At 36.4% G+C, this 23,139-nt stretch carries 21 protein-coding genes; 3 read left to right on the plus strand and 18 right to left on the minus strand.

Going from position 1 to position 23,139, the window contains the following annotated elements; all coding sequences use genetic code 11:
- Positions 1-64 precede the first annotated feature (64 nt).
- The 3 genes from argH to pbp4b form a co-directional block, all read right to left on the minus strand.
- Positions 65-1,447 (minus strand): argininosuccinate lyase, encoded by a 1,383-nt coding sequence (gene argH, locus KHA94_RS15605; protein ID WP_213103039.1) that lies wholly within the window; start codon positions 1,445-1,447, stop codon positions 65-67.
- Positions 1,444-2,652, minus strand: a complete 1,209-nt coding sequence (locus KHA94_RS15610) for an argininosuccinate synthase (RefSeq protein WP_213103040.1) — start codon at positions 2,650-2,652, stop codon at positions 1,444-1,446. The genes argH and KHA94_RS15610 overlap by 4 nt, the downstream gene beginning before the upstream one ends.
- A 198-nt stretch (positions 2,653-2,850) precedes the next feature.
- Positions 2,851-4,128 (minus strand): penicillin binding protein PBP4B, encoded by a 1,278-nt coding sequence (pbp4b, locus tag KHA94_RS15615; RefSeq protein WP_420828172.1) that lies wholly within the window; start codon positions 4,126-4,128, stop codon positions 2,851-2,853.
- A 408-nt stretch (positions 4,129-4,536) separates the two neighbouring features.
- On the opposite strand from pbp4b, the gene KHA94_RS15620 reads away from it, so the two are divergent.
- Positions 4,537-4,851, plus strand: coding sequence for a hypothetical protein (locus KHA94_RS15620; RefSeq protein ID WP_213103042.1), 315 nt, complete (start codon positions 4,537-4,539; stop codon positions 4,849-4,851).
- Between the two features lie 247 nt (positions 4,852-5,098).
- Here KHA94_RS15620 and KHA94_RS15625 read toward each other — a convergent pair whose 3' ends face one another.
- The 9 genes from KHA94_RS15625 to sppA form a co-directional block, all read right to left on the minus strand.
- Positions 5,099-5,611 (minus strand): MogA/MoaB family molybdenum cofactor biosynthesis protein, encoded by a 513-nt coding sequence (locus KHA94_RS15625; RefSeq protein ID WP_213103043.1) that lies wholly within the window; start codon positions 5,609-5,611, stop codon positions 5,099-5,101.
- The gene (locus KHA94_RS15630) at positions 5,608-6,450 is read right to left on the minus strand and encodes an EcsC family protein (protein ID WP_213103044.1); all 843 of its coding nucleotides are present in this window, start codon (positions 6,448-6,450) and stop codon (positions 5,608-5,610) included. Before KHA94_RS15630 ends, KHA94_RS15625 begins: the two co-directional genes overlap by 4 nt.
- A 184-nt stretch (positions 6,451-6,634) precedes the next feature.
- Complete coding sequence (locus KHA94_RS15635; protein WP_213103045.1) at positions 6,635-7,822, minus strand: acetate kinase; 1,188 nt, start codon at positions 7,820-7,822, stop codon at positions 6,635-6,637.
- A 208-nt stretch (positions 7,823-8,030) separates the two neighbouring features.
- Positions 8,031-9,014, minus strand: a complete 984-nt coding sequence (locus KHA94_RS15640; RefSeq protein WP_213103046.1) for a class I SAM-dependent methyltransferase — start codon at positions 9,012-9,014, stop codon at positions 8,031-8,033.
- 217 nt (positions 9,015-9,231) lie between these two features.
- A complete protein-coding gene (tpx, locus tag KHA94_RS15645) occupies positions 9,232-9,732 on the minus strand; it encodes a thiol peroxidase (protein ID WP_213103047.1) in 501 nt (166 codons plus the stop codon).
- A gap of 173 nt (positions 9,733-9,905) precedes the next feature.
- Entirely contained in the window at positions 9,906-10,376 is a 471-nt protein-coding gene (gene ytfJ / locus KHA94_RS15650) for a GerW family sporulation protein (RefSeq protein ID WP_213103048.1), read from the minus strand.
- Positions 10,377-10,394: 18 nt separating this feature from the next.
- Positions 10,395-11,081 carry a DUF2953 domain-containing protein gene (locus KHA94_RS15655; protein WP_213103049.1) on the minus strand — a complete coding sequence of 229 codons (687 nt, stop codon included), beginning with the start codon at positions 11,079-11,081 and terminating at the stop codon, positions 10,395-10,397.
- Between the two features lie 92 nt (positions 11,082-11,173).
- Positions 11,174-11,641: an RDD family protein gene (locus KHA94_RS15660; protein WP_213103271.1), complete on the minus strand. Its 468-nt coding sequence runs from the start codon at positions 11,639-11,641 to the stop codon at positions 11,174-11,176.
- An 89-nt stretch (positions 11,642-11,730) separates the two neighbouring features.
- Complete coding sequence (gene sppA / locus KHA94_RS15665) at positions 11,731-12,741, minus strand: signal peptide peptidase SppA (RefSeq protein WP_213103050.1); 1,011 nt, start codon at positions 12,739-12,741, stop codon at positions 11,731-11,733.
- A gap of 220 nt (positions 12,742-12,961) precedes the next feature.
- Between sppA and KHA94_RS15670 the strand changes: the two genes are divergently transcribed.
- A complete protein-coding gene (locus KHA94_RS15670) occupies positions 12,962-13,762 on the plus strand; it encodes an NAD kinase (protein WP_213103051.1) in 801 nt (266 codons plus the stop codon).
- A 332-nt stretch (positions 13,763-14,094) separates the two neighbouring features.
- On the opposite strand, the gene rarD is transcribed toward KHA94_RS15670, so the two are convergent.
- The 6 genes from rarD to KHA94_RS15700 all read right to left on the minus strand — a co-directional run bounded on the left by rarD (position 14,095) and on the right by KHA94_RS15700 (position 21,285).
- A complete protein-coding gene (gene rarD / locus KHA94_RS15675) occupies positions 14,095-15,027 on the minus strand; it encodes an EamA family transporter RarD (RefSeq protein ID WP_213103052.1) in 933 nt (310 codons plus the stop codon).
- A gap of 112 nt (positions 15,028-15,139) precedes the next feature.
- Positions 15,140-16,750 (minus strand): amidohydrolase, encoded by a 1,611-nt coding sequence (locus KHA94_RS15680; RefSeq protein WP_213103053.1) that lies wholly within the window; start codon positions 16,748-16,750, stop codon positions 15,140-15,142.
- Between the two features lie 75 nt (positions 16,751-16,825).
- Complete coding sequence (gene mbcS, locus KHA94_RS15685; RefSeq protein WP_213103272.1) at positions 16,826-18,409, minus strand: acyl-CoA synthetase MbcS; 1,584 nt, start codon at positions 18,407-18,409, stop codon at positions 16,826-16,828.
- A 200-nt stretch (positions 18,410-18,609) separates the two neighbouring features.
- Positions 18,610-18,810, minus strand: a complete 201-nt coding sequence (locus tag KHA94_RS15690) for an alpha/beta-type small acid-soluble spore protein (RefSeq protein WP_213103054.1) — start codon at positions 18,808-18,810, stop codon at positions 18,610-18,612.
- 125 nt (positions 18,811-18,935) lie between these two features.
- Complete coding sequence (gene thiI, locus KHA94_RS15695) at positions 18,936-20,141, minus strand: tRNA uracil 4-sulfurtransferase ThiI (protein WP_213103055.1); 1,206 nt, start codon at positions 20,139-20,141, stop codon at positions 18,936-18,938.
- 1 nt (position 20,142) lies between these two features.
- Positions 20,143-21,285, minus strand: coding sequence for a cysteine desulfurase family protein (locus KHA94_RS15700; RefSeq protein WP_213103056.1), 1,143 nt, complete (start codon positions 21,283-21,285; stop codon positions 20,143-20,145).
- A gap of 343 nt (positions 21,286-21,628) precedes the next feature.
- Here KHA94_RS15700 and brnQ point away from each other — a divergent pair, with 343 nt between their 5' ends.
- Complete coding sequence (gene brnQ, locus KHA94_RS15705; RefSeq protein WP_213103057.1) at positions 21,629-22,963, plus strand: branched-chain amino acid transport system II carrier protein; 1,335 nt, start codon at positions 21,629-21,631, stop codon at positions 22,961-22,963.
- Positions 22,964-23,139: the final 176 nt, after the last annotated feature.

Raw genomic sequence — 23,139 nt, forward strand, 5'->3', positions numbered from 1 at the left:
AATCCTCTTTAAAAAAAGAAATAGAGTGCAAATCACAAATGATTTGCACTCTATTTCTTTTTATCTACTTGCTATTTTTCATCGATTCCTTCGCTTTTTCAATAGCGGACACAATTTGTACAAAGCCTGTTCCACCTGCACTATTTCGTCTTTTTACTGCAGTGATAGGATCTAGAACAACGTAAATATCTTCAGCAAATAATGGATGAGCCTTTTTATATTCCGCAATAGGCAAATCACCAAGGAAACAGCCTTGTTTAACACATGTAAGAACAAGCTTGCCAACAATTTCATGAGCTTCTCTGAATGGAACGCCTTTATCCGATAAATAATCAGCAAGCTCTGTCGCATTGGAAAAATCAGTTTTTGTCGCCTTCTCCATATGATTCTTGTTTACTGTCATTGTCCGAATCATACCTGCAAAAATTTTAAGGGATCCTGTAACTGTTTTTACTGTATCAAACATGCCCTCTTTATCCTCTTGCATATCCTTATTGTAAGCTAGAGGTAAGCCTTTTAAAACAGTTAGGAGACCCATAAGATTTCCATACACTCGACCTGTTTTTCCACGAATTAATTCTGCCATGTCAGGATTTTTCTTTTGCGGCATGATGCTGCTTCCGGTTGCGAAACTATCATCAAGCTCGATAAATTTGAATTCTTGACTAGACCAAAGAATGAATTCCTCACTTAATCTTGACAAGTGCATCATCAAAATAGAGCTGTCTGATAAAAACTCCAAGATAAAATCTCTATCGCTTACTGCATCAAGACTATTTTCGTAAATGCCTTCAAATCCAAGCAATTCTGCACTTAAATGACGGTCAATTTGGAATGTGGTTCCTGCCAATGCACCAGCACCAAGCGGGGATAGATTGATTCTTTTCACACTTTCAATGTAACGCTCTTTATCCCGTTCCAGCATCCAAAAATAAGCCATTAAATGATGAGCAAATGATATCGGCTGTGCCCTTTGAAGATGGGTATAGCCCGGCATAACTGTTTCAATATTCTCCTCAGCTTGTTCTAATAATGCTTGCTGCATTTCCTCAATTAGTTCAATGATTGCTTGAACCTGATTGCGTAAATATAAATGCATATCGGTCGCAACCTGGTCGTTTCGGCTTCGAGCCGTATGAAGCTTTCCGCCAACAGGACCTACTAATTCAGTTAAATAGCTTTCTAGATTCAAATGGATATCTTCTAGCTTGACTGAATAAGAAAGGTCATCGTTTGCTGCTTTATCTTTCAATTGTTCAAGGCCATTTTTAATCTTGGCTGCTTCTTCTTCGAGGATGATTCCACATTTCGCAAGCATAGTGACATGCGCGAAACTGCCTTCAATATCCTCCATGACTAATTCCTGGTCGAAGGAGATTGATGCACCAAATTCATCTACCCATTCCTCAGCTGATTTTGTAAAACGGCCGCCCCATAATTTTTTCACACTGTCACCTTCTTGTTTTGCTGAACAATGCTTTGAACCTTCGTTGGTAAGCCCCAAAGCTTAATAAAGCCAACTGCTGCATTATGATCGAATTCATCATCAGATGTATAAGTAGCAAGCTTTTCATCGTATAAAGAATATGGAGATTTTCTGCCTTCAACAATCGCATGGCCCTTAAAAAGCTTTACTCTTACAGTTCCTGTTACAAAGGTTTGTGTTTCCTCTAGGAATGCAGCCAATGCCGTTCTTAAAGGCGAGAACCATAGACCTTCATAAATTAACTCAGCAATTTTCTTTTCAATAATTGGTTTAAAATGAGCTACTTCTTTAACAAGTGTTAAATCTTCAAGCTCTTTATGTGCTTTAATTAATGTCATCGCACCTGGGCATTCATAAACCTCACGTGACTTAATACCAACAAGTCGATTTTCAACATGGTCAATACGGCCTACACCATGCTTGCCAGCAAGGGAGTTCAATTCCAAAATAAGCTCTGCTAAAGGATATTGTTTTCCATTCAAGCTAACAGGAACACCCTTTTCAAATCCAATTTCCACAACATCTGGTGTGTCAGGAGCATTTTCAAGGCTTGAAGTAAGTTCATACGCTTCTTCAGGAGGCGCAGCCCATGGATCTTCTAAAATTCCACATTCATTGCTTCTTCCCCATAAGTTTTGGTCAATCGAGAACGGAGAATCTAGATTAATAGGAATTGGAATATTCTTTTGCTTAGCATACTCAATTTCTTCTTCACGTGACCATTTCCATTCACGAACAGGCGCCAATACTTCTAGCTCTGGATTTAATGCATGAATAGCAACCTCGAAACGTACTTGATCGTTTCCTTTACCAGTACATCCATGTGCAACAGCAACTGCTCCTTCTTTTTCAGCCACTTCAACTAGTTTCTTCGCAATAAGTGGGCGAGAAAGTGCAGAAACAAGAGGATATACATTTTCGTATAATGCATGTGCCTGCATAGCCATTAATGCATATTCATTAGCAAACTCTTCTTTTGCATCAATCACATGCGATTGAACAGCCCCAACCGTTAATGCTTTTTGCTGAATAAAATTTAAATCCTTTCCTTCCCCAACATCTAAACAGCAAGCTACAACGGAATACCCTTGTTCCTCTAACCATTTAATTGCTACTGAAGTATCTAAACCGCCTGAATAGGCAAGTACGACTTTTGGATTTGACATGATAAAATCCTCCTTTATTATCGAATAAATATTCATATTATATTATGTTTATTCATTATATTGTATTATATTATCATAATTAAATTGAAAATCAATACTTATTCTTAAAAATGCATAAAAATTAATTTTAAAAATGGTTCCGAATCTATAAATTAAAAAAAGCAGAATTCCACTGAAGGATTCCGCTCTCTTTTTGCCCTAATTAATCATTGCTTCATATACAGCTTTTATTATACTTCCATATTGACTAATCTCATATGTGTCCCCTTGAAATCGATTAGAATCGATTTGCGGATTTATAACTGGTGAATGCTTTTTATTTGTTAATAAAGCGATCGCTAATTGATTGTCTCGATCAATAACTGTTATCGTCCCTGTCCAGCCTGTATGGCCTATTACATTATTATTAGCATATTCGCTGAACATCCATTCCATACTTTCATTCGCGTTAATCCTCCAGCCTAATCCATATGTAGGGTTCATATCCGAAGGTTTAACAAAAAGATCGATAGTTTCTTTATCAAAGAGTTTCACTTTACCGTATCCACCATTATTAAGCATTACTTGGAGCAATACTGCGAGATCGCCTGTTGTGGAAAATAAACCAGCATGTCCAGAAACTCCACCCATGGAATAAAATGATTTCTCATCATGCACTTCGCCTTGTAACGTATACGTCCTTATATTAGGAAATGAAATGACACCATCTCGTGTATTTCCCATTAATTCAGTTGCAGCAAACTCCTTTTCTTTATGACCTTTATTAAGCGGATTGAACATCGTAGAAGTTATTCCTAATGGTTTATAAATATGTGTTTCAACGTATTTGTCTAATTGCTGTCCTGTTACTTTTTCAATAATAAATCCAAGGAGCATATAATCGATGTCGCTATAAATTTGTGAAGTGCCAGGTTCATATTGTAGTGGAGTTTTTAAAATCATTTCCACAGTGGTTTTTCGATCTTGAGAATACAAATCTCCTGCTCTTGCTGGGTTATGGTAATGCACACTAGAAGGAAATCCTGCTGTATGGTGGAGAAGATCGATGATTCGTAAAGAATCTTTTCCCTTAATTTTGTCCGCTTCATTGTCTTTAAAAGATGGATAATAATGCTGGATTGTTTGGTATAAATCAACTTTTCCTTCGCTAACCAAATGCTGAAGTGCATAATTGACGGAATACATTTTGGTATTTGATGCCAAGTCAAACATAGTATCCACTTTCATTTTTTGAGGATGTTTTAAAGGAGTATGGCCATCATACTTTTTGGCGTAACCATAAGCTGAATTTTTTATAATTTTTCCGTCTTTAATCACAACAATTGCAGCCCCAGGGAATCCATTTTTAATTTCCTGTTCGATTAGCCTATCAACCTGTTGTAACTTTTCAGAAGAAAACCCTACTTCTTCCGGTTTACCAACTTTTTTTAAAGTAGGATATTTCAGTGTTTCTTTTTTATCATAATGATTGAACATGGTAGAGCTTGTTAAAATTTTTTCTGAATTGGAAACTATATCTGCGGAAGCCGTTGATGTCCAAGGCATTATTATGCCTAAAATCATGAAAGTAATGAGCATACTGTAAAATAGTTTTTTCATTATTCTCCCCCTCTTAAAAAGACTGAATATTCATAAATTTTATGATTAAATCATAAACTCACAATTTTCCCCTGTAAAGAGAATCCTCAACAAATAGTTCCTTTTGCGTAAGATTCAGTAAAAGTGGACCTAGAAAAGAATCATTCACTGATAAAATTTTAGTCCATTTATCTTAATCAGAAATCATAATACTTACACGCAATAAAAGAGAATTGGAAGAATCCATGGAATGAAGTACCTGTATATAGTAGAATGGAAGCAATATAATTCACTGGAGGATTTTTAATGAATGAGCATTTTTTATATGACGAACGCCTTGGAATTCCGATTCCATCATTCAAAGTGGATTGGGATCAATTTTCTAAAAAGATTCAGCAATCAATCTTATTCCAATGGGAAAAAATTAGAGGAACAATCCCTGATCGAATCACTGAACTTGAAAAAAAAATCAACGTAAAACAAGATCAGCTCTCAGATGAAGAAAATTTCATTAAATCTTGCGAGTTGAATAGTCAAATATCTGAGCTGGCTTCCATCATAAATGACCTATGGCTATGGTATCGAACTAATCAGGACATATCTGAGAAAGTTCATATGTAAAGAAAACTCGCCGATTGGCGAGCCTTGAAAAGGCGAAGACAGAGGCGTAGTTGCGCTTATCGCGCTCATAAATGCCACGTCCTGTGGCATTCGCCCGACTAGGACATCCTGTCCGTCGTACTTAATTCCTAAAATTGGCAACTGCGTCGAATGACCTTCTACGCTGACAATTTATACTTACTTAACGTATAAAATAAAAAATCCTTTCAATCTGAAACTGAAAGGATTTTTTTTCGCAGAAATTAAGTTATAGATCCTTTTTAAGCTCACGTACGACATGTCCCAGTTCAGGCAAGATTAGTTTATTCATAGCTAAGCGAACTGCACCTGATGAACCTGGAGTTGAAAATACAGCTTTATTGTTTACAACTCCCGCAGCTGCCCGTGAAAGTATTGCGGCTGAGCCAATATCTTCTTGATAACTTAGCATTCTAAAAAGCTCGCCAAATCCGGAAATTTCCTTATCAAATAAGTCCTTGACTGTCTCAATTGTAATATCTCGAAGTGCGATTCCTGTTCCACCATTCGTGAGAACGACATCAATTTCTGGATCTTCACATCCTTTAAACACTTCGGCACGAAGCTGATCTGCCTCGTCTTTCACAATGACATAATCACGTATTACATGACCTTTTTCGAATAAAAGATCGATCATTAGCTTTCCGCTTTTATCTGTTTCTTTATCCCTTGTATCACTAATCGTTATAACTTTACAACTAACCTTTTTCGGTGCTTCATTTTTATGCTGGGTCGTACTCATATCATGACCCCACCCTTCCTATGTAAATATCTAAATTGATAATACTTATGGGCGAATTCAGTCACATTCCGTGTCAGCCGATAATTTGTTCCGGCTCCGATGGATATACTAATGAGAGGAATTCCTTGAATTGACTTTTTCCTGAATATAAAAATAGCTATTCCCTTTAATAACTGTTGTATTGGCTGCTCAATCCAAGCTAAATTAGCGAGTTCCTCATTTCCTTCATAAAAGTAAAAATCCTTTTCACTATTAAGCTCTGACATTAATTCATCCCAAGCTCTGCTTTGCATACGCCTTGGAAGTGTAGCTGCATGAAAAACTTTAAGCGAACACATCATCTCATAAGGAGTATTAACCTCAATACCGTATGTCATTGCGATTAGCTGGACGACCCTAAGATTAATAACTGCCATTGCTGGTATATCCGCCCCTAGCATAATGGAGCTTCCTGTTCCAGCCAATCCTCCTTGTGCTAGTGAATACACCCTATGGCGAGAAATTTGCTGCTGTGCGATGTACTGAAGCTTATCAATATCTAAAGAAATTAATTCTTCAATTGTTTCTATTTCTGGGTTAAACACCCGCCCGGCTGTTACTATCCGTTCTTTCGCATCAAGTTGCAGCTGAGATCCTTGAATAAGAGCATGAAGATGAAACAGCCAATTGTCCAATACTGAAAAAAACTGTTGCTGAATGTTTTCTGGAAGCAGCGAAAAAGATCTTTCCAAATATTTTTCATATGTTAACTCAAAATCATTGGGTTCATAGCTATAAAGTTTATTCACCCAATCTTGGATCTGGGCAAATACAAATTTCTCCCGTTCGGACATCGCCATGCTGTAATCCTCCATTTCAATTCCTTTTGATTCAGTATAGCATAATCAAAATGGTAATTTCCCAAGAAATGTGCAAGTGCCTACGGAACAATCTAAGCCCTGATTGTTCCTCCTATCCTTGTGAATCTAGAATTTTCTCTAAACAAAAAAGCCACAGCCTTTTAAAGAACTGTGGTCTCTCAAATTAATTTGTTAGTCTTATTACATCACGTGCAATCATAACTTCTTCATTTGTTGGTATTACCATAACTTTTACAGGTGAATGAGGGTAATTAATAAATGCTTCTTCTCCACGAACTTTATTTAGTGCAGGATCGCAATAAACACCCATGAATTCAAGACCTTGAATCACTCGTGCACGAATGACATCACTGTTCTCTCCAATTCCTGCTGTGAAAATGATGGCATCAACTCCGTACATTCGCGCAGCGTATGAACCAATATATTTATGGATTCTGCCTGCAAATACTTCAAGTGCTAATTTCGATCGTTCATCTCCTTTTGATGCCTGGATCTCTATATCACGCAAATCACTTGAAAATCCTGAAACCGCTAGCATTCCACTCTCTTTATTCAGGACATCTAATACTTCGTCTGCCGTTTTATTTGTTTTTTCCATTATAAATGGAATTAAGGCAGGGTCAATATTCCCTGATCGTGTTCCCATTGTAACACCAGCTAACGGTGTAAACCCCATTGAGGTGTCAATGGATTTACCGCCTTCAATCGCAGCAATACTTGCACCATTGCCAAGATGGCAGGAAATTAAGCGCAGTTGATTTAATGGGCGGCCAAGCATAGCAGCTGCCCGCTGCGAAACATATTTATGAGAAGTTCCGTGGAAGCCATATTTTCGAATTCCATACTTTTTGTAATATTCATAGGGCAAGCTATATAAAAACGAGCTTTCTGGCATTGTTTGATGAAATGCAGTATCAAAGACAGCAATAGCCGGAACATTTGGAAGAACTTGCTTAAAAGCTTTAATTCCCGTTATATTAGCAGGATTATGTAGGGGAGCAAGCTCTGAAAGTGCATCAATTTTTTTCAGAACCTCTTCATTAATTAAAACAGAATCAGAAAATTCTTCACCGCCATGAACGACTCTATGACCAATTCCTTCTATTTCATTTAATGAATGAATAATTCCTAAGGATGTTAATTTCTCTAATAATAGCTTAACCGCTATTTCATGATTAGGTATTTCCATCGTTTCTTTTATTTTTTCACCATTTGCAACAATGTTAAATATCGAATCATTTAATCCAATTCGTTCAATTATTCCCTTCGTAATTACCTCTTCGGTCGGCATTTCAAATAGTTGGAATTTCAATGAAGAGCTGCCGGCATTTATCGCAATTATTTTTGCCATATATATAATCGCTCCTTTTAAAGGATTTCTTAATATTCATACTTGTTTTCTTTTATTTGTACTTCAAAGCCTATTAATATCTCTCGAGTATTCATTTAATCATTATTAATCAAAGTTTTCAAGAATCACCATATTTTTTACCTACTATTAGAATACTACACTTTTGAAAATAAATAAGAAGGAAGCCGCAATTTTGTCGGCTTCCTTCCTATTTATTTTCTTTAAACCAAATTTCAATTTTATTCAATATTTTCTCTACTTCCGCAGTTTTTGACAAGCTAGGCAGATGCACAAGAAGAACTTGTTTCGGAGGCTTTACACCTTCCCCTTTCCTTTGCAGGATCAATATACTTTTTGCAGCCTTTTCATTTTTAAATATTGAATGAGGCAGCTGTAATAACCCCTGAATATTTGTATATTTCTTTATGTATTCATGAAGCTTTGGAGCCTGCTCACTTTCAAAAAGACTATTCGGTACAATAAAGAATAAATACCCGCCCTCTTTCACATGCCGAACGCTTTGTTCAATAAAAAGATGGTGAGCAAATGTATGCCCATGATCTGCCTTCATTTCATATTCTGATGCTCTAAGATCATTTGGATAATATCCTACTGGCAAGTCGCTTACAACCACATCTGCCTCGTTTATAAATAATGGTTCTAGGCTATCTTGATTAAAAAATTGAATTGGGTGCTGCTGCAGATTTGCATTAACATAACTCAGTTTAATTAATATATCATCAATATCGATCCCCGTAGCATCAACCATTTTGTTTTGCTGTTGATTAATAACGGTTGTTAGAAGGTTTCCTGTTCCCACAGCAGGGTCAAGTAAACGAAACTCGTTTTTCTGTACAAACTTATTAACTAAATAGCCAATGAGCAGTCCAACAGCATCAGGTGTCATTTGATGATTCGGCTGAATAAGCTCGTTCATTCCTTTAAGAATGGCAAGCTGAATGGATTTTCGAATTTCTTCCTTAGAATAATTCTCAATTTGAATCGTTTCATAATTTTTCCTTAATCTTTTTACTGTCAATTCGCTCAATTCTTCCTGAAGGATACTTCCATGAAAAATATTTTCCCCTGTTTCAGCTAGTGCTTCTAAATATGTACATGCTAGTTCTTCTTGAATAATCATTGCCGTTTCATTAAAAACAGTAAACAATTCCTCAACCGGTGTACTATTCATTATAAATTCCTCCCGATTCTTTTCTATTGTCCTATTTTAACGAGGTTTTATTGTTATCACAAGTATTAGAGGATAAGAATTAACAAGTATTCATTTTACTTACTCCAGTAAATCTTATCCGTTTGAAAAAAAGAAAAGAAGCTCAAAATTGAGCTTCCATTCAAGACGTGACGGTCTTTGGTCGACCTTCCGTTTCAAGGCGCTTCCGCTTTTCTACTTACTTCGCTTGCTTTGCTGCTTCAACTGCTGCTTCGTAATTTGGATGATCTGTTGCTTCGCTCACATATTCTGCATATGTAACCGTATCATTAGAATCAACTACAAATACAGCACGTGCTAGAAGACGCATCTCTTGAATAGCCACTCCATAAGCTTCTCCAAAAGAAAGCTCGCGATGGTCTGAAACAGTTTGAACATTTTCAATCCCTGCTGCTGCACACCAGCGTTTTTGAGCAAATGGAAGATCAACACTAACAGTTAAGATCTTCACATTATCTAATTTAGATGCTTCTTCATTAAAACGGCGGGTTTGCGCATCACAAACACCCGTATCGATTGAAGGAACTACACTGATTAAACGAACATGTCCTTTGGAATCAGCTAAAGTAACTGCAGATAAATCATTTGCAAGAACCTTAAAATCTGGAGCTTTATCTCCTACTTTAACTTCATTGCCTAATAAAGTTACTGAATTTCCTTTAAAAGTAATTGACGCCATTATTTCTTCCTCCTTAAACAACATATGTACAATGTAAATCATATCTTTTCAAAATCTTTTTTGCAATTATTTCATTTTAATTCGTATTAAAATTTTCTTCTAATTTTTCATTACTCTAATGGCCAAGAAAAAAGTTAACCTCTCCTAGCTGTTGGAAAAGTTAACTTTAATACTTAAATATTTAAATCATGCTTTGGTCCATTATAGTCTTGGTTATTATGATGAACTTGATCGCAGCTTCCTTGTTTGTTTTTATTGTTAAACATCTGTTGGATCTTATCGACTGCTTGAGGAGCAAGATCGAGAATTCTCTCGTATAAATGAGTGCTTTCATCAAGATGAACCATTTTCACGCCACTAGAGTTGACGATAAGAAATGCGATTGGAGTGATCGATACTCCGCCACCACTACCACCGCCAAATGGATTTCCACTCGATTGACCCTGTCCGCCGATATTGGACTGGCTGTCTAGCTTGAATTCGCTGCCTCCTGCTGCAAAACCGAATCCAACCTTTGAAACAGTCAATATTACACTGCCATCTGGTGTTTCAACTGGATCACCTATAATTGTATTAACATCAATCATTTCCTTCAGATTTTCCATAGCAGTTGTCATTAATCCTTGAATTGGATGCTCAGACATCTACTAAAACCCCCTCTTCTATACTGATTTTGTTTTATTATTGGAAAGAGCGGCTAACGGCTTTGTTCTAAATCTAGCCCTTCCGCCTTTCCAATATTTCATTAATTTGATTCCTGCAAACATAGCATGTCCGATACGAAAATAAATCATACATGAAATGGTTGTTTGTGATACGGCAACTTGGAATTGCGGGGTAATCGTGATGTCCGGGAATGATTTCAATCTCATAAAATGACTAACCACTCCAACAATGCTTCCTTTTACAGCCCAAAAAGCACCTGTTAGCATCCCCGTATACGCTGCATCTCCAATCCCAATTGTTGTATGCCACTCCAGTGTATGAATCGTCACTTTTCTCAAGAACTTTTTAATAATTCTATTAAGCGATACTACAATATGAAGTAATTCCCTCATATCATGCATGCTATCCAGCATATAGTTTGCACTATATTGCTTCGTATCCTTAATTGAATCACTTTCCTTCCCCTTCTTTTGCTTCACAACAATGGTTGGGGAATCTTCATCAATTTTAATAAGAGGCATTTCAATTTTATATTTAATTAAGCCAAACCAAGCTTTGAATTCAATTTTCAAATGATCATTATCGTTAATATGAGTATAATGCAATAAAATTTTTAATTTCGTTATTATGAGGATAATAAAAAGTAATATTAGAATTAATAAGGCTATAAGCACCCATTTCATATATATTCACAACCTTTCAGCCTATTATTATAGCCTGAGCAAAAAAAAATAAACCTGTAAGCTCTATTGAGTCGAACAGGTTTATTATGAAATCATGAATTCTCGTGGACAACAGTTGTATCTGTAAAGATATCATGTAATCCTTGTTTTTTCGGTAAAAATGCAACAATGACATACCCAATGACGATTGTACCTGATATAAATCGTCCAATCCATTCTCTAAAAATAATGGTTCCCCATGTCAGCTTTTTCCCTTTTAGATCAACAACCTTCAAGCCAAATACCATTTTCCCTAAAGTTTGGTTAAAGAAACGTGTCATAAGAACGAAATAGGCATAAAACGTAATAGCTGTTGCAATTGAAATTGGTGCAAAGAAATTATATTCAATTAGAGAAATATCTAATAGCCTAAAAACTGGGTTAATAATTAATCGATCAATACTGCCTATAACAATTAAATCAAATAGAAAAGCCCAAAAACGCATCCAAAATCCAGCAAATCGAACCGGATTAGAGTTGCTATTCGATTCACTCTTTTCTATAGATGAACTGGCTATCATTGTATCAGTATGATGGACATCTTGCTCATCTTCTTCCACAATTGAAAACTCTTTTTCTTCAGATTGATTTAAAGTCATCTTTGCACCTCCTACTCAGCATATAAATACATCAGACGCGGAGAATTAGGCTGTGACAAGAGCTTCATCAAGCCTGCCATTTCGATGTCTTTGCCGATAATCTTTTGCGTTCCCATACTAAATATTGAGCTAAATCCAAGATTCTCTGTGTACTTTACAACTTTTGCATCATTAAGTTTATGATCCTTCTTCATTGTTTCAATAACGTCATCAAGATAACCGAATTCATCAATTAAATTTATCTCTTTCGCTTGACGACCATCATAAACTCTTCCATCTGCAATTTCTTTTACTTTTGCAGCAGGAATATTACGCCCTTCAGAAATCACCTTCACAAAGCCTTCATAAGAATTATTGATCATTGTTTGTAGAATTTTTCTTTCTTCTTCTGTCATTTCCCTTGATGGGCTCATGATATCCTTATATGGACCACTTTTAATCGTTACGAAATCTACACCGTACTTTTCAGCAAGACCAGAATAATTGATTCCTTGCATAATGACGCCAAGTGAGCCCGTTAATGTCTCTGGACTTGCAAAAATTTTATCAGCTGGTGCTGAAATATAATACCCTCCTGAGGCAGCCATTGAGCCCATTGATACATAGACAGGCTTCTTTGTTTCCGTTTGAATTTCTTTAATTTTATCGTGTATCTCAGCACTTTCTACGACTCCACCGCCTGGGGAATTCACTCGAATAATAACCGCCCTAACAGTATCATCTTCCTTTACTTGCTCGAGCTTTTTCATAAAGCCTTTATGATTATATCCTGCTGAAGTAAAAAGAGAAGTGGGCTGGCCTGTATCTTGGATGACACCATCTACCTCAAGGACTGCAATTTTTTTGAGATTGTTTCCTTCCTCAATTACTTCCTCTACCAATGCATCATTACTGCTAGCAAACAATTCTGTAACTGAGCTTTCAACATCCTTGAATGCAAGCCCCGAAAGAAAATTTGTAAAAACTGAAAAAATAAATAATCCAACCGCAATCCCTAATGCGGCCCAACGCTTTCCATTCATTTCTTATTCCTCCCTTTAACAAAAACAAACTTCTGAATCTTTAAGAAGATAATATAATATCCCCTAAAGATGTCTCGCCCAATCTTAATAAGTCATAAACTTTTAAATTGTTTAAAAAAAGTGTAAACTAATTTCGATGAACATTACATATCATACCAAATAATCATGAACTTGGGTCGGTCTATATTTTTTTATTATTTTATTGTTTGGAGGAAAATAGATGTCTACTCGTCGTAACATATATTTTTATCATAAAAAAGATTCGGACATGAATCTCAAGGTAAAACCTCTTTATGAGCTTGCTAATATTCATAATTTTACAATTGTCAATGATTATAAAAAGGCCAATGTAATCGTTAGCATCGGCGGTGACGGAACATTTTTACAAGCAGTTCGTAAAACGGGGTTCCGGGATGATTGTTTATATGCAGGGATATCTACTCTTGGAAGTCTTAGCATGTATTGTGATTTTCATATAGATAATACAGATAAAATGATTGAGGCAATGACAAATGAACAGATTGAAGTCCGCCGCTATCCTACAATTGAAGTGACGATTGATGATCAAACTTCATTTTATTGCTTAAATGAGTTCAGCATCCGATCAGCTATTATTAAAACATTTGTATTAGATGTATTAATTGATGACTTGCATTTCGAAACTTTCCGCGGAGACGGAATGGTTGTTGCAACGCCTACTGGAAGCACCGCCTATAATAAATCTCTCAGAGGTTCAATTGTCGATCCGCTTCTTCCATGTCTTCAAGTAAGTGAAATGGCTTCACTTAATAATAATCGCTATCGGACACTTGGCTCGTCCTTCATATTAAGCGGAGAGAGAAAACTAACATTAGCAGTCGTACAAGACGGAAATGATCATCCTACCATGGGAATGGATAATGAGGCATTAAGCATTCAGCATGTTGAGAAAATTGATATAAAGCTAAGCGACAAAAAAATAAAAACGGTAAAATTAAAAGATAATTCCTTCTGGGAAAAGGTAAAAAGAACATTCTTATAAAGAAAACTCGCCGATTGGAGGCGTAGTTGCACTTATTGCGCTCATACATCGCACGACTAGGACATCACGTCCGTTGTACTCAATTCCTAAAATTAGAAACCGCGTCAGATCATCTTCTGCGCTGGCAATTTATACTTTCTAAACGTATAAGAAAAGTGCAAGCGTCTTCGGAACAATTAAATGACATAGTGAATGCGATGAGAACTCCCATAAGCTTTCCTTGTGAACCTTGATATATCTACAATTTAAGAAATCTATGCCCGTTTATTCAAAAAAGTGCTAACCTTCTTTGGTCAGCACTTTTTTTTGGAATCTTTACTTTTTAATTCACATTAAGCTCCAAGACTTTTTCCTTTCTTCCTCTTTAGATCAAAGGAGGAAAAAATCTTTGTTTTAGAAAGAGAAAACAGTGTAATAGCCAACCAAATAAACAGAAATGAGATGAAATGTACTTTTGAAAAAGGTTCATGATAAATAAAAATACCAAGAATTAATGTTAAGGTTGGCGCAATAAATTGTAAAAAGCCAAGAGTCGACATTGGTATCTTTTGTGCTCCTTTAGCAAAATACAGAAGCGGAAGAGCCGTGGCAGCTCCTGCACCAATCAAAAGCAAATCCGTACCGACAGATACTGTTAAAAATGATTGTGTTCCCTTAGCAAATAGAATGACTATATATAATAATGATATAGGCATAACAACAAGAGTCTCAAGGGTTAATCCGATTGCTGAATCTACCTTTATCATTTTTTTTGATAAACCATATAAGCCAAAGGACAATGCCAGAATAAATGAAATCCATGGAAATCTTCCATAGGATATCGTTAATATTAGAACCCCTATTATTGCTAAAGCAAAAGAGAAATACTGGGCAGGCGACAATTTCTCCCTGAATACAATCATTCCAAGTAAAACACTTACTAGAGGGTTAATATAATATCCTAGACTAGCTTCAATTAACTGATCTGAATTGACTGCCCATATATAAATAAACCAATTGCAGCTTATTAACAGTGAAGCAAGCACTAATGCAAATAGCTGTTTTTTATTCGAGCGGAAATTCTTCAGTGTATGAATAAATTCTCCCCATTTTCTAGTAACTAGAAGAACACCTACCATAAAGAAAAATGACCAAAAAATCCGGTTTACCAATATTTCATCAGCACTTACGTGATGAAGAAGCTTCCAATAAATCGGCAACAATCCCCATATAAAATAGGAAAAGCCTGCATAAAAGACCCCCATCTGGACTTCGTTTTTTTTCATTTACTTTTCCCTCAATTCGTTCTATTATCGAAATAATATTATTATAGATTGAACCAAAAGAAGCTGGCAATCTTTTATGTATAAAATCGAGGCAGAGGGACAAGATAATCGTTTAATTTTCAACCTCTGAGTCGTAAACAATTTCCCCCCCAATAGCCGTTTTTGAGATTGCTATATAAGGAATTTTTTCAGGGTTGATATTAAAAACATCTTCATTCATAATTGTAAAATCTGCCAAATACCCTTCTTTCATAACACCTCTGTCATTTTCATGACAAGCTGCATAAGCACTTCCTTTTGTAAAAAGGCTAACAGCTTCAAAAACTGATAAACACTCGAGCGGATGATACACCGTTTTCGCTGGATCATCAACATTTGTCCGAGTTACTGCAGCATGGATGCCTAGAAGTGGATTTAGCGGTTCAATTGGTGCATCAGATCCACCTGCACAATGTAATCCATTTTGTAGTAATGTTTTCCATGCATAATAACAACCTACACGATTCTTTCCGATGCGATCGATTACCCAAGGAAAATCTGAAGCTAGGAATCTAGGCTGAATATCAAGTATCACCGGTAATTGTCTCACTCGATCGATTAATTCTTCCCGTAAAATTTGCGCATGGATGAGTCGGTCTCTTCCATCTCCCTTTAGTGGATGCTTTTCAATCGAGTTTAAAACCATTTCAAATGCCAAGTCTCCAATCGCATGAACAGCTACTGGCAATTTATATTCTCGCGCTTTTTTAACAAGCTCATCTAACTCTTCCTGTGTAAAAATCGCTACCCCTGAAGTTGAAGGATCATCTGCATAAGGATGACTGAGTAAAGCGGTTCGCCCCCCCAATGCCCCATCGGCAAAAATCTTCATAGCTCCAAATTCAATCCATTCATTTCCACTCAAAAAGTACTCACCAGCAGATTTCATATCATCAACAACTAGGTGGTGGACAAGAAGATGCGCTCTGAATAAATAGCCCTCCTCTTCGATAACGTGCCTAAATGCATGATATGTCTGATTGTATCCGCCATAATAGCTTAAATCTTCTGTATGGGCGCCTGTTATACCTAATTGATGTGCATCCTTTATTGCTGCACGAAGGGCATTTTTCAAATAAGTATCTGACACTTTTGGAAGGACATTGTAGAACAATTCCTGGGCCTGATCTTTCACAATACCGGTTAACTTTCCATATCCATCCTTTTCGATTACGCCACCAGCTGGACTTATCGTATTTTCATCAATATTGGCGGTTCTTAATGCTGAATTATTCGCTACGAGAGCATGACGGCAGATTCTTTTTAGGAGAACAGGGTGATCGGGCACAATCTCGTCCAATTCATGGGCAAAAATAGGCTCTGCATCTGGCCCCCATAGATTTTCATTCCAACCTTCCCCTATAATCCAATCTCCTTTTTCTTGTTTTCTAGAATAATGTTTTACGGCCATTAGTACTTCTGCTTTCGATTGACAGCCAGAAAGATCTAATCGAATAAGCTTTTCACCATGACCAATTAAATGCATATGACTGTCAACAAATCCTGGGATCATCGTACCACCAAGCAAGTCCATTCTCTTTGTAATCTCATTGTTATATTTCTTTTCTAAGTCTTGTAGTGTACCTAACTCAATGATTCGATTCCCGCTAGTAAAAACAGCTTCTACGATATGATTTTCAGATTGCATCGTATAAATATTTCCTCCATACCAGAGTGTACCCAATTTCTTGATCCCCTTCCTTCAATTTTTATCACAGAAAAATGCAGGTGTTGTATTCACCTGCATAAAAAAATACAATTAATTTGTAGTTGCTTCCATTTCTTGTTTCCTAAGTTCAATACGTCTAATTTTTCCTGAAGTTGTTTTCGGAAGTTCAGATATAAACTCAATTTTTCTTGGGTATTTATATGGCGCTGTCAATTCTTTTACATGGTCTTGAAGTACTTTAATAAGATTCAGATCATCTTCATCTACCCCATCCTGTAAAACAACAAATGCTTTTACAATATGCCCGCGAACTTCATCAGGACTTGCTACAACAGCGCATTCCTTAACAAAAGGATGCTTGACAAGTGCATCTTCTACTTCGAATGGTCCAATCGTGTAACCAGAGCTAATAATAATATCATCTCCACGGCCTTCGAACCAGAAATAGCCTTCTTCGTCCTTTTTTGCTTTATCTCCTGTGATGTAGTAATCTCCTCGGAACTGCATAGCTGTTCTTTCAGGATCTTTATAATAGTTTTTAAATAACGCTGGCGTTTCGATATGAACAGCGATATCACCAACTTCATTTACTTCACAAGGTTCTCCATCTTCATTAATGATTTCAACTCTGTTTCCCGGTGTTGGCTTGCCCATAGAACCAGCCTTTAAATCCATGCCTATCGTAACACCAATAAGCAGTGTGTTTTCGGTTTGTCCATATCCATCTCGTACATTCACATTAAAGTGTCTTCTAAATGTATCGATCACTTCTCGGTTCAATGGCTCTCCTGCCGAAACAGCACTTCGAAGGTGAGGTAGTTTGTATTCATGAATATTATCCGCTTTCGCCATAATTCGGTACTCTGTCGGTGTACAGCAAAGAACATTCACATCATAATTCTGGAGAAGCTGTAAATACTTTTTCGGTTCAAACTTTCCATTATAAACGAACCCTGTAGCGCCAGAGCCTAGTACAGATAAGAATGGACTCCATATCCATTTTTGCCAGCCAGGTCCTGCTGTTGCCCAAACTGTATCGCCTTCTTCAATGCATAGCCAGTTTGGAGCAGCCGTACGAAGATGGGCAAATGCCCAACCATGAGTATGAACGGCCCCTTTCGGATTCCCCGTTGTTCCAGATGTATAAGATAAAAAGGCCATATCATCCTGTTTCGTCTCTGCTATGTCTAGCTTATCAGATGCAGCTTTCATTGCGTCATCTAGATCTATCCAATTTTCTGCTTGACCACCGATTACAAACTTCGCAAGTTGCTCCGCTTCCTTTACTTCCGTAAACTGATCGGCATATGGATAATAGCTAATAATTCCCTTCACATCACCGTGAGTAATTCTATATTGTAAATCTTTTTCTCGCAGCATTTCAGAGCTTGGTATAACGACAAGTCCAGCTTTTAAAGCAGCTATATATACTTGGTAAGCTTCTATTAATCGTGGAACAATTATGAGCAGTACATCACCTTTTTTTAACCCATGATTGATAAAAACATTTCCAATTTTGTTTGCATTATTAATCAGCTCTTTGTAAGTGATTTCTCTCTTATCCCCTTGTTCACTTTCCCATCTGATCGCAAGCCTCTGAGAATCACAGGCAAAACGCTCTATCTCCGATACAAGATTATACTTCTCTGGAGCCAATAAGTCTTCCCGCTTCATCATATCTCCCCCTATAATGTATGTATTGTACTACTTAATTCGATTGATACCTGATACTATTAATAATTATACTAAATTATTTTAAAATTTTAAATTATTTATTTTCACCAAGGTTGTTTAAACCCATTTTTACTTGAAAACATGAATAAGGAGCAGGAAAGATATCCTGCTCCTTGTAGCCATATTATTTATTTTTTATATTATCTTTGGAAACCACCTAATTGCTGTTCAGCCATTTGTACTAAACGCTTTGTGATTTCTCCTCCTACTGAACCGTTAGCACGAGAAGTTGTTTCTGCACCAAGGTTAACACCAAACTCAGTAGCAATTTCATACTTCATTTGATCAAGAGCTTGCTGTACTCCAGCAACTAGAAGTTGGTTTGAACTGTTGTTTGCCATGTGACTTCACCTCCTTGTGAGTATAGAATGTGTAGAATCACATGGCCATATTCAGTTTTTTATTGGTAATTGTTTCTTTGAATGGTAAAGCAAATTAAGCTGTATTTCATGCAGACAAGTCTTAACTAAAATAAATCTTCAAACGATTCTTGCTTCACAGTTTGAGGAGTAATTAGGATTGTTTCGGTATTTTCTACTGCTTTTGAAATATACGGATCAAAATCTGTATAGCTCTCAAAGTACCTCACTTTATCCCGTTTTGGTTTTGTTTTTGGTGATGATGGTACAAAAACAGTGCAGCAATCCTCATAAGGGCGATTGGAAATTTCAAATGTATCGATTTTTTCTGCTATATTAATGATCTCAGATTTGTCCATTGTAATTAACGGCCGCAAAATCGGTGTGTTTGTAACATCATTGATCGCAAACATACTCTCAAGGGTTTGACTTGCAACCTGACCGAGACTTTCCCCAGTAATAATCGCTAACCCTTCGTTCTTCCTTCTAATCTCATCTGTAATTCGCAGCATCAATCTTCTAGTAGTTGTCATTGAATAATTCTCAGGAACCTGCTTCTGAATTAACTGTTGTATTTCGGTAAATGGAACGATATGAAGGACGATACTTCCACTAATATTCGCCAGTTTTTCAGTCAGATCAATAACCTTTTGTTTTGAGCGCTCACTCGTAAAAGGCGGACTGTAGAAGTGAACGGCTTCCATTTCAAGCCCTCTTTTCATGGATAAATATCCAGCTACTGGGCTATCAATTCCTCCTGAAAGCATTAACATGGATTTTCCGCTCGATCCAACTGGAAGACCTCCTGCCCCTAGAATATTTTCACAGGACAAGTACACCGCTTCCTCGCGAATTTCAATTTGAAGATTAATATCTGGGTTTTTAACATCAACCTTTAACCCTGGAATATTTTTAAGTAAAAGTGCGCCGAATGTATGATTTATTTCATCTGTATTGAGAATAAATTTTTTATCTGCTCTTTTCGTTGTAATTTTAAAGGTATTTCCATCTTTATATTGATTTTTGAACAGGGTAAGTGCAGCATGCTTCATATTTTCTAGATTCTTATCTACTTTTATTGCTGGACTAAAGGATTGTATGCCGAAAACATTCTTTAAGTGGTCAATGATTTCAGACCCGTTTTCCCCATTCAAAAGAACAAACATTCTTTCTCTATTTCCTTCAATTTTTACATTTTCAAAATTACGTAAAACTTGCTTAATATTTCTCTTCAATTTATCAATAAAATGTTTCCGATTTCTTCCCTTTGTTGATAACTCGCCATATCGGATTAAAATGCGATCATAATTCATATTATTTCATTACCTCTCTTAGCCTTATAACTGTTTCTTTAACCGCTTCAATAAACTGAGCAGCCTCTTCTAGTGTATTTTCATAGGATAAACTTATCCTAATGGCACTCATCGCTTCATCCTCTGGGACTCCTATTGCTAGTAAAGTGCTGCTAGCCTTTTGTTTTTTAGATGAGCAAGCACTTGTCGTGGATACAAACATTTCCTTTTCCTCAAGTGCATGGACAAAAACTTCAGCCTTGAAGCCTTTAATTGAAAAATTCAAAATATGAGGAGCTGAATGGTTAAGTGGGGTATGAATTGTAACCCCTTGTATCATTTCCAATTCTCTCCTTAAACAATCCTTTATTTTGATCATTTTATCTAAGTGTTTTTCTTGCTGCTGAAATGTTAATCTTAGTGCCCTAGCCATTGCTACCATTCCAGCCACATTTTCCGTTCCACTTCTAAGCTTCCATTCTTGGCCACCACCAGAAATTAACGAAGAGATTTTTACACCATTTCGGATAAATAGTGCGCCTGTCCCTTTTAAACCGTGAAATTTATGGCCTGAAATAGTACAGAGATCTACAAAACATTCAGAGATCGAAAGTGGAACCTTTCCAATACCTTGAACATGATCAACATGAAAGAGTACTTTCGAATACTTCTTTAGGAGCTGGCCGATCGCTTTAATTGCCTGAATAGATCCAATCTCATTATTAACATGCATAACAGAAACTAAAATCGTTTCATCAGTGATTGCATCCGCAATATCGTTAACATTTATGATTCCGTTATGATCAACTGGGATATAGGTTATACTAAATCCAAGCTCTTTTAATTGTTCCATTGATTCTCTTACGGAAGGATGTTCTATTTCCGTGGTTATTAGATGACGGCCTCTTCCTCTATGCATAAGAGCTGTCCCTTTAATAGCAATATTATTGCTTTCCGTTCCACCTGATGTAAATAAGATTTCATTTGTATGAACCTTTAGTAGTCTGGCCATTTGCTCTCTAGCTTGAAATAGAAGCTTTTCTGACTTGGCACCCATGCTATGCAAAGAAGAGGGATTGCCAAAGTACTCTAAAGAAACTTTGCAAAATGAATCCATAACTTCTTGATAAGGCTTGGTTGTAGAACTATTATCAAAATAAATCATTTTTTATCCCTCTCATTCCAAAAACGGATGGCAACTGCATATATTATCATAATTTTACTTTTATTAAAATGATCATTTTTATCTTACCGCAAAAACTGACCAAAGATGAAATGATTTAATCTGTTTATTGTAAGAATTAATTTATTTATTTTAGATTATTTTCATTAAAAATCTATTTTATTATTGTATGATTATACAATACAATTAAAGATTACACTGATTACATATTGTTATCTCAATATATTTAATATTCAAACTTTAGTCATATTCGACAATTCTGTTACAACCTATGTTACTATGTAAGCGTTTGAAATAATTTGATACGGATTCAGGGGGATGAAGTATGAATAAAAATTTATCTTCGAAGCAAATCATGGCCGTTGGTCTTATGTTATTTGCTTTATTTTTTGGTGCTGGAAATATGATTTTCCCACCATTTTTAGGACAAGAGGCAGGAACCAATATGTGGACTGCTATTATAGGATTTTTAATAACTGGGGTAGGATTACCACTACTTGCAATTATTGCTATCGCAAAAGCGGGTGATGTTCAAACGATGGCCAGTCGTGTACATCCCGTATATGGGATTATATTTCCAGTCGTGATGTATTTAGTCATTGGACCATTATTCGCGATTCCAAGGACTGGGACTGTTTCCTATGAAATCGGTGTTTTACCGTTTCTATCTGAAACCGCTTCCAGCAGCAGTTGGCCATTACTTATTTTTTCGATTGTTTTCTTTTTCGTTACAGCATTACTTGCGATGAATCCGACCAAGCTAGTAGACACAATTGGAAAAATTTTAACACCAGCTTTATTAATTATTTTAGGAATCATTGTTGTTAAAAGTCTAATTACTCCATTAGGAGAGCCGCATGCACCTGTAGGTCCTTATGCTGATGGTCCTTTATTTAAAGGGTTCGTCGAAGGCTACTTAACAATGGATACGATTGCCGCTCTTGTATTTGGGATTATTGTCATTAGCTCAATAAAAGGGCTGGGTGTTACAAATAAAAAAGCATTAACAAAGATTTGTGTACAAGCAGGTGTAATTGCTGCAACAGGTCTTGTCATAGTTTATCTTTCTTTAGCTTATATCGGTTCAACTGCACCAGATACTCTAGGAACTCAGGAAAACGGTGGAGCTATTCTCTCCGGAGCTGCTAATTACTTATTCGGATCATTTGGATCCATCATACTTGGATTAGCGATTTTATTTGCTTGTCTAACGACTTCAATCGGTCTTGTGTCAGCTTGTGCAGAGTATTTTTCAAAGCTTATGCCACGTTTTTCTTATAAATCTATCGTTATAATTTTCTCAATCTTTAGTACAATTATAGCAAATGCTGGTTTAACACAGCTTATTAAGTTCTCAGTTCCTGTGTTAGTTATTATTTATCCATTAGCAATTGTTTTAATTGTCTTAACCTTTTTGCATAATGCATTTAAAGGTTCTTCAATCGTATATATATGTGCCTTAATTCCAACAGGTATCATTAGCTTAATTGATGGTTTAAGCTCAGCAGGATTAAACATGACAGCGATTACAGATGCACTTAGTTTCTTACCGCTATTCGCTCAAGGAATTGGCTGGATTGTACCTGCTATTATAGGAACGATTGTCGGATATGTTTTTTCTTTAGCTTCTGGATCTACTGAGGAAACGATTACGAATTAACGTAAAAAAAAGCAATCAGCGAAAATGCTAATTGCTTTTTAATTTGCCTTCACTCAATAAAGTGAAACTTCCATCAGTGGGGGTTTTTCTTCATCCCCCACTGATGGTTAGTTGAACCAATCGGGCCTTTACGGGCAGTTGATCCCCCACTTACTCTTCTTTGCAACGCGAATCCT

The organism is Cytobacillus citreus (genome assembly GCF_018343665.1).
In the GTDB taxonomy this organism is placed as follows: domain Bacteria; phylum Bacillota; class Bacilli; order Bacillales; family Cytobacillaceae; genus Cytobacillus; species Cytobacillus citreus.